General features: G+C 61.5%; 14 protein-coding genes. 2 read left to right on the top strand and 12 right to left on the bottom strand.

Annotation, left to right across the window (positions count from 1 at the left end):
* Positions 1–406: 406 nt before the first annotated feature.
* From DFO52_RS14030 to DFO52_RS14015, 4 genes are all read right to left on the bottom strand, one after another.
* On the bottom strand, positions 407–1,429 hold the full coding sequence (locus DFO52_RS14030; RefSeq protein ID WP_133550598.1) for a HoxN/HupN/NixA family nickel/cobalt transporter: 1,023 nt from the start codon (positions 1,427–1,429) through the stop codon (positions 407–409).
* 1 nt (position 1,430) lies between these two features.
* Positions 1,431–3,647 carry a carbamoyltransferase HypF gene (gene hypF, locus DFO52_RS14025; RefSeq protein WP_133550597.1) on the bottom strand — a complete coding sequence of 739 codons (2,217 nt, stop codon included), beginning with the start codon at positions 3,645–3,647 and terminating at the stop codon, positions 1,431–1,433.
* 6 nt (positions 3,648–3,653) lie between these two features.
* On the bottom strand, positions 3,654–4,199 hold the full coding sequence (gene hydN / locus DFO52_RS14020; protein WP_023308960.1) for an electron transport protein HydN: 546 nt from the start codon (positions 4,197–4,199) through the stop codon (positions 3,654–3,656).
* Between the two features lie 134 nt (positions 4,200–4,333).
* The gene (locus tag DFO52_RS14015; protein ID WP_133550596.1) at positions 4,334–5,347 is read right to left on the bottom strand and encodes a LacI family DNA-binding transcriptional regulator; all 1,014 of its coding nucleotides are present in this window, start codon (positions 5,345–5,347) and stop codon (positions 4,334–4,336) included.
* A 214-nt stretch (positions 5,348–5,561) separates the two neighbouring features.
* Here DFO52_RS14015 and ascF point away from each other — a divergent pair, with 214 nt between their 5' ends.
* Positions 5,562–7,013: a PTS cellobiose/arbutin/salicin transporter subunit IIBC gene (gene ascF, locus DFO52_RS14010; protein WP_133550595.1), complete on the top strand. Its 1,452-nt coding sequence runs from the start codon at positions 5,562–5,564 to the stop codon at positions 7,011–7,013.
* 18 nt (positions 7,014–7,031) lie between these two features.
* Complete coding sequence (locus DFO52_RS14005) at positions 7,032–8,456, top strand: 6-phospho-beta-glucosidase (protein WP_133550594.1); 1,425 nt, start codon at positions 7,032–7,034, stop codon at positions 8,454–8,456.
* Positions 8,457–8,542: 86 nt separating this feature from the next.
* Here DFO52_RS14005 and hycI read toward each other — a convergent pair whose 3' ends face one another.
* The 8 genes from hycI to DFO52_RS13965 are packed head-to-tail and all read right to left on the bottom strand — an operon-like array spanning position 8,543 to position 15,786.
* Positions 8,543–8,998 carry a hydrogenase maturation peptidase HycI gene (hycI, locus tag DFO52_RS14000; RefSeq protein WP_047646238.1) on the bottom strand — a complete coding sequence of 152 codons (456 nt, stop codon included), beginning with the start codon at positions 8,996–8,998 and terminating at the stop codon, positions 8,543–8,545.
* Entirely contained in the window at positions 8,991–9,401 is a 411-nt protein-coding gene (locus DFO52_RS13995; protein ID WP_133550593.1) for a formate hydrogenlyase maturation HycH family protein, read from the bottom strand. Before DFO52_RS13995 ends, hycI begins: the two co-directional genes overlap by 8 nt.
* Positions 9,398–10,165: an NADH-quinone oxidoreductase subunit B family protein gene (locus DFO52_RS13990; protein ID WP_033146382.1), complete on the bottom strand. Its 768-nt coding sequence runs from the start codon at positions 10,163–10,165 to the stop codon at positions 9,398–9,400. The genes DFO52_RS13995 and DFO52_RS13990 overlap by 4 nt, the downstream gene beginning before the upstream one ends.
* Complete coding sequence (locus tag DFO52_RS13985) at positions 10,165–10,707, bottom strand: formate hydrogenlyase complex iron-sulfur subunit (RefSeq protein ID WP_133550592.1); 543 nt, start codon at positions 10,705–10,707, stop codon at positions 10,165–10,167. Before DFO52_RS13985 ends, DFO52_RS13990 begins: the two co-directional genes overlap by 1 nt.
* Positions 10,708–10,716: 9 nt before the next feature.
* A complete protein-coding gene (hycE, locus tag DFO52_RS13980) occupies positions 10,717–12,426 on the bottom strand; it encodes a formate hydrogenlyase subunit HycE (protein WP_032660327.1) in 1,710 nt (569 codons plus the stop codon).
* A gap of 15 nt (positions 12,427–12,441) precedes the next feature.
* Positions 12,442–13,365 carry a respiratory chain complex I subunit 1 family protein gene (locus DFO52_RS13975; protein ID WP_133550591.1) on the bottom strand — a complete coding sequence of 308 codons (924 nt, stop codon included), beginning with the start codon at positions 13,363–13,365 and terminating at the stop codon, positions 12,442–12,444.
* A 1-nt stretch (position 13,366) separates the two neighbouring features.
* Entirely contained in the window at positions 13,367–15,181 is a 1,815-nt protein-coding gene (hycC, locus tag DFO52_RS13970; protein WP_133550590.1) for a formate hydrogenlyase subunit 3, read from the bottom strand.
* Complete coding sequence (locus DFO52_RS13965; RefSeq protein ID WP_029739531.1) at positions 15,178–15,786, bottom strand: 4Fe-4S dicluster domain-containing protein; 609 nt, start codon at positions 15,784–15,786, stop codon at positions 15,178–15,180. Before DFO52_RS13965 ends, hycC begins: the two co-directional genes overlap by 4 nt.
* Between the last annotated feature and the right edge of the window lie 52 nt (positions 15,787–15,838).

The following is a 15,838-nucleotide window of genomic DNA, read 5'->3' as shown; positions in this document are numbered from 1 at the left end:
AGTCTACGCTGACTTAACCTTTGAATTTTATTATTCACCGCCCCGATATTCAGGGGCTTTTTCTTACGCATTCTATTCATCAAATAAATGCAAAGCAGATATATCATCGCCATCAATCCCTTATTTATTATTTTCGTAAATACTTTAATATGAAACAGCTTAAAAACATCATCCTGTTTTATTATTTGCAGCCGAATCAGTCTGAAAAAACATCATCAGCAGGAGGCAAATCATGGCGAATTTTTATAAATAACTCAATTATCTTTATCGTTATTTCACACAAGAGAAGAATGCGGAATATATTTATTCCGCAAAAGTCCTACATTTTCAGCAACTTTTTTATCGGTATGCCGCTATGCGCCAGCCATTGAGGAAGACGCGGAGGTTGCGCCGTGCAGTAGCCGGTTCAGGAACGTACCACCAGCGCGTCGTAGCCGCGCCAGCGGTAGTTGACCATGGAGATCAGCCAGCAGGCGACAAACAGCCCGACCACCACAAACCCGGCGTTGCCCAGGTTGTCGTTGACCGCGCCAATCAGATCCCACACGCCGCCGCTGAGGGCAAATTTGTCCATCAGCAGACCCAGCGCTTCCAGCCCGCCGATAAACAGCGCCACCACCACGGAGGTGCCGGTGATGGTCATGTTGTAGTAGAGCTTGCGCTGCGGCTTGTTGAACGCCCAGCCGTAGGCACCAACCATCAACAGGTTATCGAGGGTATCCACCAGCGCCATACCGCTGGCGAAGAGCGCCGGGAAGACCATGATTGACCACACCGACATCCCGCTTGACGCGCTGGCGGCAGAGATCCCCAGCACGCCAATCTCGGTGGCCGTGTCAAAGCCGAGGCCAAACAGGAAACCGACCAGGTACATCTGCCAGCTTTTATTCACCAGGCGGAAGGTTTTGCCAAACAGCCAGTTCATGACGCCGCTTTGGGCAGGGAGCGTGATGTCGCCCTGCACGGGCCTGCCCTGTTTCAGCGCCTGAAAACTGCGCCAGACGCCGCGCAGGATCACCATGTTCACCAGCGCCATCGCCAGCAGGAAGGTGGCGGAAACCGCGGTGCCGATCAGGCTGCCGGTTTCGTGGAACCATTCCATGTTTTTCTGAAACGCCGTCGCGGTCGCGGCGATAGCAATGGAGGCCAGCACCACGATGGTGGAGTGCCCCAGCGAGAACCACGCCCCCACGCCGGACGGACGTTTGCCCTGCTGCATCATCTTACGCGTCACGGTATCAATGGCCGCAATGTGGTCAGCGTCCACCGCGTGACGCAGCCCGTAGCACCACGCCAGCAGGCTGGCGGCCATCAGCGCCGTGCTGCCGCTAAAGGCGTGCCATGCCCATCCCCAGGCCAGCAGGTTTGCCATTACCAGAGCCAGCAGCAGAAGCGCGGCGCGAGGTTCATTGCGTAAGAGTCGTAACATTTTAAGTCCTTTGTGAACATGACCGGGCGGCGGCGATCGCCGCCTGCCCGAAGGAGATCGCTCCGTCACCTGCGGGCAGGCGCGAAGGAAAAAGAAGCGTAAAGTCAGAAAGATAATGACGCAGGCGCGCGCGCAGCAGACGGTTGTGCAGCACGCCGCCGCTGAGACAGATTGTCGACAGCGACAGGCGTCGGGCATGGAGCGCGGCGAGTTCCGCCAGCCCTTTTGCCAGCGCGTCGTGAAACGCCCACGCGCGCTCGCAGGGATCCGCCTGCCAGGCCAGCCACTGCTGCCAGAAAAGCGCGAGGTTATCGACAGACAACGTCACCGGATGGTCGACGCCCGCGCACTGCGAGGCCAGCGCTTCCAGCCGGCAGGCCGCTTCACCTTCCCAGGATTGGGTTTCAATACCCAGCGCGCAGGCGACCGCATCAAACAGGCGACCACAGGACGAGGCCTGCGGCGCGTTGATGCCGCGCCGGATCGCCGTTGCCAGCAGCGGCCAGTTTTGACGCTGAACCGCGCGCGTTTCCGGGTACTGCTGCCAGTCAGGGACAAACGCCAGGCAGTGGGCGAGCAGGTTGCGCCACGGCTGCCGCGCCGCCAGATCGCCCCCCGGCAGCGCAACGGCAGGCAGCCCGCCCAGACGCTCGCACGCGAGATAGCTCACCCGCAGGCACTCCCCGCCCCACAGCGCGCCGTTCTCGCCCATGCCGATCCCGTCCAGCGTCAGGGCGATAACGTCGCCGCCCTCACGCGGCCAGCCGTTCTCCGCCAGGCACGCCGCCGCGTGGGCGTGATGATGGAGCACGGTTTCGACCGGCAGCCCCTGCGCCTGCGCCCATTGTTGTGTGCGATAGCCCGGATGGGCATCGCACACCACGCGCTCAGGCTGGAAGGCGTAGATGTCCTGCATCGTCGAGAGCGCGCCGCGCCACTGTGCTTCGACGCCCTCGTTACCGAGATCGTCAAAATGCTGGCTCAGCACCGCCTGGCTGCCACGCACCAGGCAGAAGGTGTTTTTCATCTCCGCGCCGGTGCATAGCATGGCGGGGATATTCTCAAAACCCGCAGGCAACGCGACGGCATCCGGCACAAAACCGCGCGCGCGGCGAAGCATCGCGCCGTCCCGATCCATCACTGAATCATCCATTCGTTGCAGGATATCGCGGTTGTGCAGCAGGAAGCCGTCCGCGATGTCGCCGAGTTCATCCAGCGCCTGCTGGTTGGTCATGGCAGGCGGTCTGCCGCTGAGGTTGCCGGAAGTCATCACCAGCGGGCGCTGGCAGTCCATCATCAGCAGGTGTTGCAGCGGGTTAGCGGGAAGCATAATGCCAATACAATCGAGCCCCGGAGCAATCCCTTCGGGAAACCCGGGAAGCGAGGCTTTTGGGGTCAGCACAATCGGCGCTGCGGAGGAGCGTAACAGCGTCTGGATCGCCTCCGGCACGCCGTCCGCATTTGGGATCATCACCGCCAGCGGCTTCGCGGGACGCTGCTTGCGGGCCCGAAGCGTCGCGACCGCCTGCGGATTACGCGCGTCGCAGACGAGATGAAAACCGCCCAGCCCTTTGACCGCGACTATGCCGCCGCTTTTCAGCATCGCCACCGCCGCGCTCAGCGCACCCTCACGGGCAGCGGTGTTGTCGCCCGCGCGCCATTCCAGCGCTGGCCCGCAGTCCGGGCAGGCTACGGGCTGGGCGTGAAAGCGGCGGTCAGCAGGGTTACGGTACTCCGCTTCGCACGGCACGCAGAGGGGAAATGCGGCCATTGACGTGGCCGGACGGTCATAGGGCATCGCGCGGATAATGGTAAACCGCGGCCCGCAGTGCGTGCAGTTGATGAACGGATAGCGATAGCGGCGCTCGCCGGGGTCGCGCATTTCAGCCAGGCACGCCGGACAGGTCGCGGCATCGGGGACAATCTGCGTGTCCATCGTCCCGCCCGCGCTGTGGCGGATTGTAAAGTCCTCCGGCACCTGCGCCCACGTAAACGGCTGCGTTTCAACGTGGTCAATGCGTGCCAGCGGTGGGCAGTCCTGATGCAGCCTCGCGGTAAAGGCCCCCCCATTACCCGCGAGGCGCACCAGCACGCCCTCTCCATCATTGCAGACGTCACCGGTCAACTGAAGCGCCTGCGCCAGCTGCCAGACGAAGGGGCGAAACCCCACGCCCTGCACCTTACCGCGCACGCGCAGCTGGATACCGTTACTGCTCATGGCGGATCAGAACAGCAGCGATGACGACGTGTCGAATGCCGCGCGACGGCGCTTTTCGGCACTCATCTGCTCAAGCTTGTCGCGATCCACGCAGACCAGCGCGTGCGTCGGGCAGGCTTCCATGCAGGCCGGACCCGCGTCGCGGTGATAGCAAAGATCGCATTTGTTGGCTTCTGCTTTCTCCGCACGTACGCTCAGCCCCATGCCGCTGTTGCGTACTACCGGACGAACAACCACCTCCATCGCGCCGTACGGGCAGGCGACCACGCAGGTTTTGCAGCCAATGCAGCGCTCCTGCATTACGTGCACAAAGCCTTTCTCACGTTTAATCGCCCCGTTCGGGCAGACGTTCGCGCACGGTGCGTCTTCGCACTGGCGACAGATGGCGGCGGTAGAAATATTCACGCCTTTGATGACGTGGATACGCGGCAAAAAGGTGTCAGGGGTGAGCGAGGCGCAGTCCTGCTCCGCCTGATGGGAAACCACGCACGCCACTTCACAGGTACGGCAACCAATACACTTACTGGCATCGGCCATAATAAAACGGTTCATCTGCTTCTCCAGCATTACAGTTATGCGCGGAGATATTCATAAACCGTGCCAATAATTAACTTATTGATTTTATATGAATTTAAAAATTACGGCGGCGCTGTCATCGTCACTTATGACGATGACAGCTGTCGACATCAGCGGTGCGGGCCGTCAATAACGGAGTCGCGCAGGATAAGTTCGCCGGAGAAGGTTAGCTGATACTTAAACTCACCCCCGTCGAGCATGAAGATCAGGCGGCTGATGGTCTCTTTAATCATCTCCGTCACCGGAATACGCACGCTGGAAAGCGACGGCACGATGTAGGGCGCGATGGCCACGTCGTCAAAACCGATCACCGACACCGCGTCCGGCGCGGCCACGCCGCTGTCGTGCAGCTGCTTCATGGCGCCGATTGCCATATCGTCATTACTCGCCACCAGCGCCGTAAAGCGTTCGCCGCGTGCAAGCAGTTCGGAAACCGCCGCCGCGCCGCTGGCGGGGTTCCACTTCCCCTGCGCAATAAGGCCCTCGCGCAGCGGAATACCGTGCTGCGCCAGCGCGTCCTTGTAGCCGGAGAGACGCTCAACCCCGGTGGGAGAATCCAGCGAGCCGGTGATAAACGCGATCTCCCGGTGCCCTTTCGCAATCAGCTGCGACACCGCCTCCTGGCTGGAGGCTTTATGATCTGACCACACGCAGTGGCTGCTGTTTTTCCGCAGGCGGCGGTTGAGCACCATTATGGGCTGCTCGCACTTTTCAACGATCTCGTCCATCTCTTCCACGCTCAGGAAACGCGGATAGATGATCACCGCGTCGCAGCGCATATCGAGCAGGTACTGGATCGCCTCGCGCTCTTCATCCGCGCTGTGCTTGCCGTCCGCGAGGATCAGCTGCCGCCCCTTTTCTTCCGTCATGCGCGCGGCGTGAAACAGCAGTGCGCTAAAGTAGACGCCGTGATAGAGGGTGTTAGTCACCACCAGTCCCAGCGTCTGGGTACGTTTGGTTGCCAGGTTTCGCGCCAGCAAATTCGGGCGATAGCCGCTCTCTTCAATGGCCTGAAACACCCGGTCTTTGGTCTCCTGGCTGACGTAGCCATTTCCCGACAGCACCCGGGACACCGTGGCTTTCGAAACGCCTGCCCGCTTCGCCACTTCAAGCATCGTGGTCATATTATTATTCCGTCTGAATCTGATGGAGCGCAGTGTACTGCACTGCAAAAAAATTGTCGCAGCGGTGAAATCACGCTTTCGATACTCCATTGCGATCTGCATCACGAAACGAAAAAATGGTTAAAAAGCGATCTTGTTTCATTCACAGAAACTCATGATGATTATGTGGAACCGGTTTCCTACATGTCTCACAACAATAACAGGATCACATCCGATGGCCAAAAATTACGCTGCGCTGGCGAACGACGTTATCAGCGCGCTGGGCGGCAAAGAGAACATCGTCGCCGTCACCCACTGCATGACGCGTCTGCGTTTCGTACTGAAAGACGAAAGCCTGACCGACGCAGCGCGCCTGAAAAGCATCAGCGGCGTCCTCGGCATAGTGCGCAACGACAACCAGTGCCAGGTCATTATTGGCAATACGGTTTCACAGGCGTACCGCGAAGTGGTGAGCCTGCTGCCCACGGACCTGCAGCCCGCAGTACCGGAAGGTCCGCAGAAGATGACCTTACGCCGAATTGGCGCCGGGATCCTCGACGCGCTGATCGGCACAATGTCCCCGCTGATCCCGGCGATCATCGGTGGCTCGATGGTCAAGCTGCTGGCGATGATCCTCGAGATGACCGGCGTACTGCCAAAAGGCGCGCCGACGCTCACCATCTTGACCGTCATCGGCGACGGCGCGTTCTTCTTCCTGCCGCTGATGGTGGCGGCCTCGGCGGCGGTGAAATTCAAAACCAACATGTCGCTGGCCATCGCCATCGCGGGCGTGCTGGTGCACCCGAGCTTTATCGAGCTGATGGCGAAAGCCGCGCAGGGAGAGCACGTTGAGTTCGCCTTTATTCCGGTGACGGCGGTGAAATACACCTACACGGTGATCCCGGCGCTGGTGATGACCTGGTGCCTGTCATACATCGAACGCTGGGTGGATCGCATTACCCCGGCGGTGACGAAAAACTTCCTCAAGCCGATGCTGATCGTGCTGATTGCCGCCCCGCTCGCCATCGTGCTGATTGGCCCGCTGGGGATCTGGATCGGTAGCGCCATCTCCGCGCTGGTCTACACCATTCACGGCTACCTTGGCTGGCTCTCCGTCGCCATCATGGGCGCGCTCTGGCCGCTGCTGGTGATGACCGGGATGCATCGCGTGTTTACGCCGACCATCATTCAGACCATTGCCGAAACGGGCAAAGAAGGGATGGTGATGCCGTCGGAAATCGGTGCCAACCTGTCGCTCGGCGGCTCGTCGCTGGCGGTGGCGTGGAAAACCAAAAACCCGGAGCTGCGCCAGACGGCGCTGGCGGCGGCAGCCTCCGCCATTATGGCGGGGATCTCTGAACCGGCCCTGTACGGCGTGGCGGTGCGTCTGAAACGTCCGCTGATTGCGAGCCTGATCAGCGGCTTTATCTGCGGGGCGGTCGCCGGCATGGCCGGTCTTGCCAGCCATTCGATGGCGGCACCGGGGCTGTTCACCAGCGTGCAGTTCTTCGACCCGGCCAACCCGATGACCATCGTCTGGGTGTTCGGCGTGATGGGGCTGGCAGTGGTGCTGTCGTTTGTTCTGACCCTGCTTTTAGGGTTTGAGGATATCCCGGTCGAAGACGAGGCTGAAAAAGCACGCACCCTGCAGACCGCACCGGTACAGAACAACGCAGCAAAAGCATAAATTGAAAGCGAGGTAAGAATGTCTGTTTTTCCACAAGAATTTTTATGGGGCGGCGCGCTTGCCGCCAACCAGAGTGAAGGTGCTTACCGTGAAGGTGGCAAAGGACTGACGACTGTCGATATGATCCCCCACGGGGCGAATCGCCTGGCGGTGAAGATCGGTAAGGAAAAGCGTTTTTCGCTGCGTGACGACGAGTTCTACCCGAGCCACGAAGCGATTGATTTTTACCATCGCTATAAAGAAGACATCGCCCTGATGGCGGAGATGGGCTTTACGGTGTTCCGCACCTCCATTGCCTGGAGCCGCCTCTACCCGAACGGCGACGAGCCGCTGCCGAACAAAGAGGGTATTGCCTTCTACCGCGCGGTATTCGAAGAGTGCAAAAAGTACAACATTGAGCCGCTGGTCACCCTGTGCCACTTCGACGTGCCGATGCACCTGGTCACGGAGTATGGCTCGTGGCGCAACCGTAAGATGGTCGATTTCTTTGCCCGCTACGCCCGCACCTGCTTTGAAGAATTTTACGGGCTGGTGAAATACTGGCTGACCTTCAACGAAATCAACATCATGCTGCACAGCCCGTTCTCCGGCGCGGGGCTGGTGTTTGAAGAAGGTGAAAACGAAGACCAGGTGAAATACCAGGCCGCGCACCACGAACTGGTGGCAAGCGCGCTGGCGACCAAAATCGCCCACGAGGTGAACCCGGAAAACCAGGTGGGCTGCATGCTGGCGGGCGGCAATTTCTACCCCTACTCCTGCAAGCCGGAAGACGTGTGGATGGCGCTGGAGAAAGACCGCGAGAACCTGTTCTTTATCGACGTGCAGGCGCGCGGCCGCTATCCGGCCTACTCCGCCCGCGTGTTCCGCGAGAAAGGCGTGGTGATTGTGAAAGATCCCGGCGACGACGAACTGCTGAAAAACACCGTCGACTTTGTTTCGTTCAGCTATTACGCCTCGCGCTGCGCGTCGGCGGACATGAACGCGGGCAACACCAGCGCGGCGAACATCGTGAAGTCCCTGCGTAATCCGCATATTCAGGTGAGCGAATGGGGCTGGGGCATCGACCCGCTCGGCCTGCGCATCACCATGAACATGATGTACGACCGCTACCAGAAGCCGCTGTTCCTGGTGGAAAACGGCCTCGGGGCGAAGGACGTCATTGATGAAAACGGCGAGATCAACGACGACTACCGCATCAGCTACCTGCGCGAGCACATCCGCGCGATGGGCGACGCGATTGAGGACGGCGTGCCGCTGATGGGCTACACCACCTGGGGCTGTATCGACCTGGTGGCCGCCTCAACCGGCGAGATGAGCAAGCGCTACGGGTTTGTGTACGTTGACCGCGACGACGCAGGAAACGGCACGCTGGACCGCAAGCGCAAGAAATCGTTCTGGTGGTATAAGAAGGTGATCGCGAGTAACGGGGCGGATCTGGAGTAGCCTGCTGCCCTCACCCCGGCCCTCTCCCACAGGGAGAGGGAGAGGGGTTTGGTAGGCCCGGTAAGCTTAGCGCCACCGGGCACTGCTCAGAGCTGAGAAAAACCACCATCCCCAACCCACTCCGCAAGCCGTGAATAGACTACTTCCACCGCCTCTTTCACCGGCGGCGTCATCGGGTAATAGAACCCGACAATGTCCGGCTGGATCCCCAAAAACAGCACCTCGCCCACGTCGTCTTTAATCTGATCGACCAGGTAGTTCAGCGGCATATTGTGGGTGGTCATCATAAACATCTCGGCGATGTCGTCCGGGTCAATCAGTCGGATCTCACCGGGGTTGAGCCCCATATCGGTGGCATCGACGATTAACAGCCTGTCCGGGCGCAGCTCGCGTATGGCGACCACGTCGTTTTCCGGCGCGCTGCCGCCGTCAATCACCACCCAATTGCCCTGCGGATTCGCGGCGCACATATCCGCCAGCAGCGGGCCCGCGCCGTCGTCGCCCATCATGCTGTTGCCGACACACAGTAAAACGTCAGTCACGTAATCTCCTCACCATCAGGTAGATGGCGCTCTCCTGATGAATATCGTGCAGCATGCCGAGCAGCGTTTTGCTCCACGCCTGCTGCTCGGGGGTTTGCCTGCCGAGCACCGCGTCAAAGGCGTTAGCGAGCATCGCAATGTGGTTGGCGTCGATGACGATCTCGCCGTACTTCGGCACGCCCTCCATCTTGCGCCGCGCCGTACTGCCCTCCTCCAGCGTGGCGATCCACGCCAGGTACTCGGGCCACGGGCAGCTCAGCGCCGTCTCCAGGCAGTCAATCACCCCGAGGTGATGCCCAATCGCCAGGCTGTAATAGACCACCTGCTGCGCCGCATCCGGCGTGGCATCGTTCTCATCAATAAACTTACGGCTCAGCTGGCTGAACACCACCGTTTCACTCATCGGATACGCGCCTCATCCACGATACTGTTCAGGTTCGCCACGATCTCATTGAGACGCGGATCGTTTTCCGCCTCCAGCCAGCGCGCCACCTGATGGTCGCCCTGGCTCAGCAGGCGCAGATAATCATCGGCAATCTGACGCCCGTAGCGATAGCCCGCCAGCCTGCGCGCCGTGCGGTCGATCTTCACCCGCAGCGGCTGCACCATGTCCGGGTGAAGAATGGCCGCAGGCCGGTTGTCCAGCTCGCCCGGCTCGCGGGCGTGGATTTTCTGCTCCAGCAGGCCAAGCGCCATCGCGAAGCCGTACAGCGTCGCAGCGGGCGTTGGCGGGCAGCCCGGAATGTAGACGTCCACCGGCACGATTTTGTCGGTACCGCCCCAGACGCAGTAAAGGTCGTGGAAGATGCCGCCGCTGTTGCCGCAGGCGCCGTACGAGATACAGATTTTCGGGTCCGGCGCGGACTGCCAGGCGCGCAGCGCGGGCGAGCGCATAGCGCGGGTGACGGCTCCGGTAAACAGCAGAATGTCCGCATGACGCGGGGACGGCACCACTTTGATGCCGAAGCGCTCGGCGTCAAACAGCGGCGACAGGGTGGCGAAGATCTCAATCTCGCAGCCGTTGCAGCCGCCGCAGTCCACGCGGTAGACGTAGGCCGAGCGTTTGATTTTTTTCAGCAGCGACGCCTTCATGCTGGCGATGGACTCCTCCACCGTCATCGGCACCGGAATGCCGTTAGCGTCGCGCGGGCCGAGTAAATTTTCCATCAGCTGGCCTCTCTCATATGGCGGGTGATATCAATGCGGTCGGACGGCAGCAGGCACTTCTGACGCTTGCACTCCGGGCAGGTTTCAAAGCTTTCGCGGTGATGCTCCGCGCGGGCGTCGCCGTTGTGCTGCAGCAGCGCGATGCCGTAGTCGATCTCTTTCTGCACGGCGAACGGGCGCCTGCAGACGCGGCAGTTGCAGAGGTCAAAGCGCGACTGCTGCAGAAAATCCTCTTTCTTCCACACCGCCAGCTCGTACTCCTGCGACAGGCGAATGGCGACCGTCGGGCAGACCTCCTCGCAGCGGCCGCAGAAGATGCAGCGCCCGAGGTTAAACTGCCATGCCAGCTCGCCGGTTTTGAGATCCGTTTCCACCGTTAAGGCGTTCGACGGGCAGGCGTTGACGCAGGCCGCGCAGCCGATGCACTGCTGCGGGTTGTGCTCCGGCTTGCCGCGAAAGTTTTTATCCACCGGCATCGGCTCCAGCGGATAGCTGCTGGTCTGCGTGCCGGTTTTGATCGCTTTTTTGATAAAGGTAAACATGGCGAGTCCTTATTTCAGCGGCGAGTTTTTACGCTCGATGCTGTAGCGCTCAAGCTCTTTGTACGGCACCACCTGGCTTTTCTTCTTGCGCACGTCGACCACGGTCATGCGGTCGGTGCAGGAGTAGCACGGGTCGAGGCTGCCGATGATCAGCGGCGCATCGGAAACCGTGTTGCCGCGCAGCATATAACGCAGGGTTGGCCAGTTGGCGTAGGTGGCCGCACGGCAGCGCCAGCGGTAGAGCTTCTGGTTGTCGCCGGTCATGCTCCAGTGGATGTCGTCCCCGCGCGGCGCTTCGGCAAAGCCGAGGGCAAAGCGGTTCGGAATGTAGGTGAAGCCTTCCACCATCAGCGGGCCGCCCGGCAGGTTATCGAGGCCGTAGTCGATCATGTTCAGGGCGGTGAACACCTCGTTGATGCGCACCTTGAGGCGCGAGATGACGTCGCAGCCCTGCTCGCTGTGCACGGTCATCGGCAGCAGGCCGTAGCCGACGAACGGGTGATCGGCGCGCGTGTCGCGGGCGTGGCCGCTGGCGCGCACCATCGGGCCGACGTTGCTGAAGTCGCGGGCGATCTCCGGGTCAAGGCGGCCGATGCCGACGGTGCGCTGCTCGATGTTTGGCGTGCTGAGCAGCATGTCCACCAGCTCCTGCACGTCGCGGCGCATCTGCTGCGCCAGCTGGCGGGTCTGGATCATGTCGTCCTTCAGCAGGTCGCGGCGGATCCCGCCGATCAGGTTCAGGCCGTAGGTTTTACGCGCCCCGGTGAGGATCTCCGCCATCTTCATTGACGCCTCGCGCACGCGGAAGAACTGCATAAACCCGGAGTCAAAGCCGACGAAGTGGCAGGCCAGGCCGAGGTTCAGCAGGTGCGAGTGCAGGCGCTCCACCTCCAGCAGAATGGCGCGGATCATCTGCGCGCGCTCCGGCACCACGATCCCCATGCCGTTCTCCACCGAGGTGGTGTAGGCGGTGCTGTGGGCGAAGCCGCAGATGCCGCACACGCGGTCAGAGAGGAACGTCACCTCGTTGTAGCCCATGCGGGTTTCCGCCAGCTTTTCCATGCCGCGGTGGACGTAGAACAGGCGGTAGTCGGCGTCGATGATGTTCTCGCCGTCGACGAACAGGCGGAAGTGGCCCGGTTCGTCAGAGGTGACGTGCAGCGGGCCGATCGGCACCACGTTGTTCTTTTTGCTGCCCAGCTCGTTGATGAATTCGTATGTTTCGCTGTCGGTGGTCGGCGCCGGGCGCTGGCGGTAGTCCATGCTGTCCTTGCGCAGCGGATAGAGTTCGTCCGGCCAGTCGTCCGGCAGCACCAGGCGGCGCTCGTCCGGCAGGCCGACCGGCACCAGGCCGTACATGTCGCGCACTTCGCGCTCGCCCCAGACCGCGGCAGGCACGCGCGGCGTGACGGACGGGTATTCCGGCTTATTCGGGTCGACTTCGACGCGCACGGTGAGCCAGCACTTTTCGCCCTGCTCCATCGACATTACGTAGTACACCGCATAGTTGCCGCACAGCTGGCGCTCGTCGTTGCCGAACAGCACCGACAGCCAGCCGCCCTGCTGGTAATAGAGAAACTCCACCACTTCCGGCAGATAGTTCACCTTAATGGTGACGGTTATCTGGTCTTTGGTTTGCCAGGACTCTTCCAGCACCACGCCGGGGAAAGCCTGATGCAACGCGGCGAGATACTGCTGACCTTTCTTTTCTTCAGACATAAATACTCTCTTTAATCACGCCACCAGCAAGGAGACGAACGCTAAAAATGCAAAACCAAAACCGGCCCAGGTGATGCGCGACGTTTCCACAAAACGCAGGCGCGCCATGCTGTTTTCAAACAGGGCAATCACCAGCACGCCGACCAGCAGCTTGAGGGCGGCAACAACAACCGCCAGCACCAGACCGCCCGCGGAGAAGTGCGTCATCTGCCCCCACGGGAAGAAGACGCCGACAAACATCTGCAGCACCACCAGCTGTTTGAGGCTGATGCCCCACTTCAGGACCGCGAAGCCGTAGCCGCTGTATTCGGTAAGCGGCCCTTCCTGCAGCTCCTGCTCGGCTTCCGCCAGATCGAACGGCAGTTTGCCCATCTCAATAAACGTGGCGAACGCGCAGGCGCAGAGCGCCAGCACCAGCGGGATCGAGCGGGCCACCGGCCAGTGGTAAACGGTGTGGGTGATAAAGCTGATGTGGGTGGAGCCCGCCACCTGCGCGGCGACCCACAGCCCCAGCAGCAGGATCGGCTCGACCAGCACGCCGAGCATCGCCTCGCGGCTGGCGCCGATGCCGGTAAACGGGCTCCCGGTGTCCAGGCCCGCAATCGCAAAGAAAAAGCGGGCGATGGCAAAGAGGTAAATCAGCGTGATCAGATCGCCAAGCACGGGCAGCGGCGACGCCATCGTCACCACCGGCAGCGCGGTGGCGATGGTCAGCATGACGCCCACCATCACAAACGGCGTCAGGCGGAATACCCAGCCTGCGGCATCCGGCGCGACGCTCTGACGGGAGAGCAGTTTAAAGAGATCGCGGTACTCCTGGAGCACACCGGGCCCGCGACGGTTATGCATTCGAGCGCGCGCCACGCGCGTAATGCCCGACAGCAGCGGCGCAGCGGCGAACAGCACCAGCGCCTGGAGAATTGCCAGTAACAGACTCATGTCAGGCTCCTCGTGAAATCACAATGACCACCAGCACCGCCAGCTCGATGACTGCCAGACGGCGGAACAGCGCGGGCGCGGCGGCACTCTGCCAGCCGGGTACCCAGCCCACCGGGTTCAGCCAGTGGCGCAGCTTCAGCACGGCGGCGAAGTTCTCCTTCACCGGCATGGCGAAACCGTGGGCGGTGATGACCATCGACTGTTCGTGTTCGTAGCCGCAGGCCCACGCCGCACCGCGCGAGCGGGAGGCGAGCCGGTCGCGTTTGAAGAACAGCATCAGGACGAGCGGCAGCAGCGGTGCGCCAATCAGCAACAGCGCGATCATGGGCTGAGAGACGGTAGTATTCGCCACGGTCAGCGGCAGCGGAATGGCGTTGCCCAGCAGCGGCAGCAGCCACGGCGCGGCGACGCCGCCCGCGATGCAGCACAGCGCCAGCGCGACCACGCTCACGCCCATCAACAACGGTGCGCAGCAGGCGTTTTCCGCTTCGCGGGTGCGCGGCGCGCCGAGGAAGGTCACGCCGTAGACTTTCGCCATGCACATCACCGCCAGCGCCCCGGTAATCGCCAGCCCGACCGCCAGCAGCGGGCCGAGCAGGCGTGCGATAAATTCGTCGCTCTGACCTAGCGCGAAGAAGGACTGGTAGATCACCCACTCCCCGGCAAAGCCGTTCAGCGGCGGCAGCGCGGCCATTGCCATTAGCCCGACCAGCATGGCGAGTGAAATGACGGGCATCTTTTTGCCAATCCCGCCCAGCTTTTCGATATCCCGATGACCGGTGCGGAACCAGACGCTGCCCGCGCCGAGGAACAGGGTGCTTTTAAACAGGCTGTGGTTGACGAGGTGATACAGACCGCCGATAAAACCGGCGGCAATCAGCGCCGGATGATTGAGCGCCAGCCCGGTCACGCCCGCGCCAATGCCGAGCAGGATGATGCCGATGTTTTCCAGCGTGTGGTACGCCAGCAGGCGCTGGATGTTGTGCTCCATCAGCGCGTACAGGCCGCCGACGAACGCGGTGATCATGCCCGCAATCAGCAGCACGACGCCCCACCACAGCGGCGGCTGTCCGCCGGTCAGCGTAATCGCCAGAATCCCGAACAGCCCCACTTTCATCACCACCACAGAAAACAGCGCGGCGGCGGGCGCGGAGGCATTCGCATGCGCCTGCGGCACCCAGCCGTGCAGCGGGATGATGCCGGCGAGCAGGCCAAAGCCGATCGCGCCCAGCAGCCAGACGTCGTTCCCCAGCGGATGGCCGTTGAGCGCAGCGAAGTCCAGCGTGCCAAAGCGTTGCCACACCAGCCAGCAGGCCAGCGCCAGCAGCAGCGTTCCGAGGCGTCCCAGCGCAAACCACAGCTTGCCGGAGGCGCTGCAGCCCGTCAGGAAGACGCCGCACAGCGCCATGATTTCCGCCATCACCACCAGCGCGCCGAGGTTGCTGGCGATAACGGTGCAGACCGCCGTCGCCATCAGCAGGTTAACCAGCAGGCCGTTGGCTTTAGCGTGCGGATGGCGGTGCCAGTCGATATTGAACAGGCTGATAAACAGCCCGCACAGGCCAAACGTCACCAGCCAGATGGCGTTCAGCGGCGTGATCTCAACCGTGTGGCGAATCAGCGGCATCACGGTCTCAGCGGACTGGCCACCGAGCAGGACAACGCCGCCTGCTGCCAGCGTCATCAGGCTAGCGACCGCCCCGCAGAGCCCGGCGATCGCGCCGCTCAGGGTTTTATGGAATGAGAAGATCAGCGCCAGAACAGCGGCGCCAGCAAAACAGGCTACCGCACTGGTAATCATCATCGCCGCGTTCATTTCGCCCCCTCGTTAAGCGCCTGTAGCAGAGAAAGGTCGCCAAAATCACTGTTGATGGTCAGCTCGCGTTTACGCTTGCTGGTACGGGCAATGTCGCGAATGTTAACCAGAATCAACGCCTTAGTCGGGCAGGTGCGCACGCAGGCCGGGCCCTGTTCATCGAAGCTGCACAGGTCGCATTTCACCGCAACGGCACGGATGCCGGGCACCCAGTCCAGCAGCGTGCTTACGCGTGCCGGAGCCGGTGGCGCAGGCGGGGCTTTTGGCGAGTTGGCGTTCGCCGGAATGTGCAGCGGACGGCTGCCGGAAAATTCAATCGCGCCGAACGGGCAGGCAATGCCGCACAGCTTGCAGCTTACGCACAGGCTTTCGTTCAGCTGAACAGCGCCATCAATTCGGGTGATGGCATTCACAGGGCAGACGCCCGCGCAGGGGGCGTCTTCACAATGATGGCAGAGCTGCGGGGCAGACTCTTTTTCATTACGCATGACGTGCAGGCGCGGCATGGACTGCAGCCCATGCAGGCGATGCGTTTCCGAACACGCCGCCTCACAGGTTCGACAGCCAATACAGACCGTCGAGTCAGCAATTACAAAACGGTTCACCGGGTTATCCTCTGGTGATAGTCATTTTTGACGAAAAACTGTCTTGTCGACA

This window comes from Enterobacter sp. AG326 (assembly GCF_004362415.1).
GTDB classification, from domain to species: domain Bacteria; phylum Pseudomonadota; class Gammaproteobacteria; order Enterobacterales; family Enterobacteriaceae; genus Enterobacter; species Enterobacter asburiae.
The sequence above is the reverse complement of the archived record's forward strand: the minus strand, read 5'-3'. Positions and strand labels throughout refer to the sequence as shown.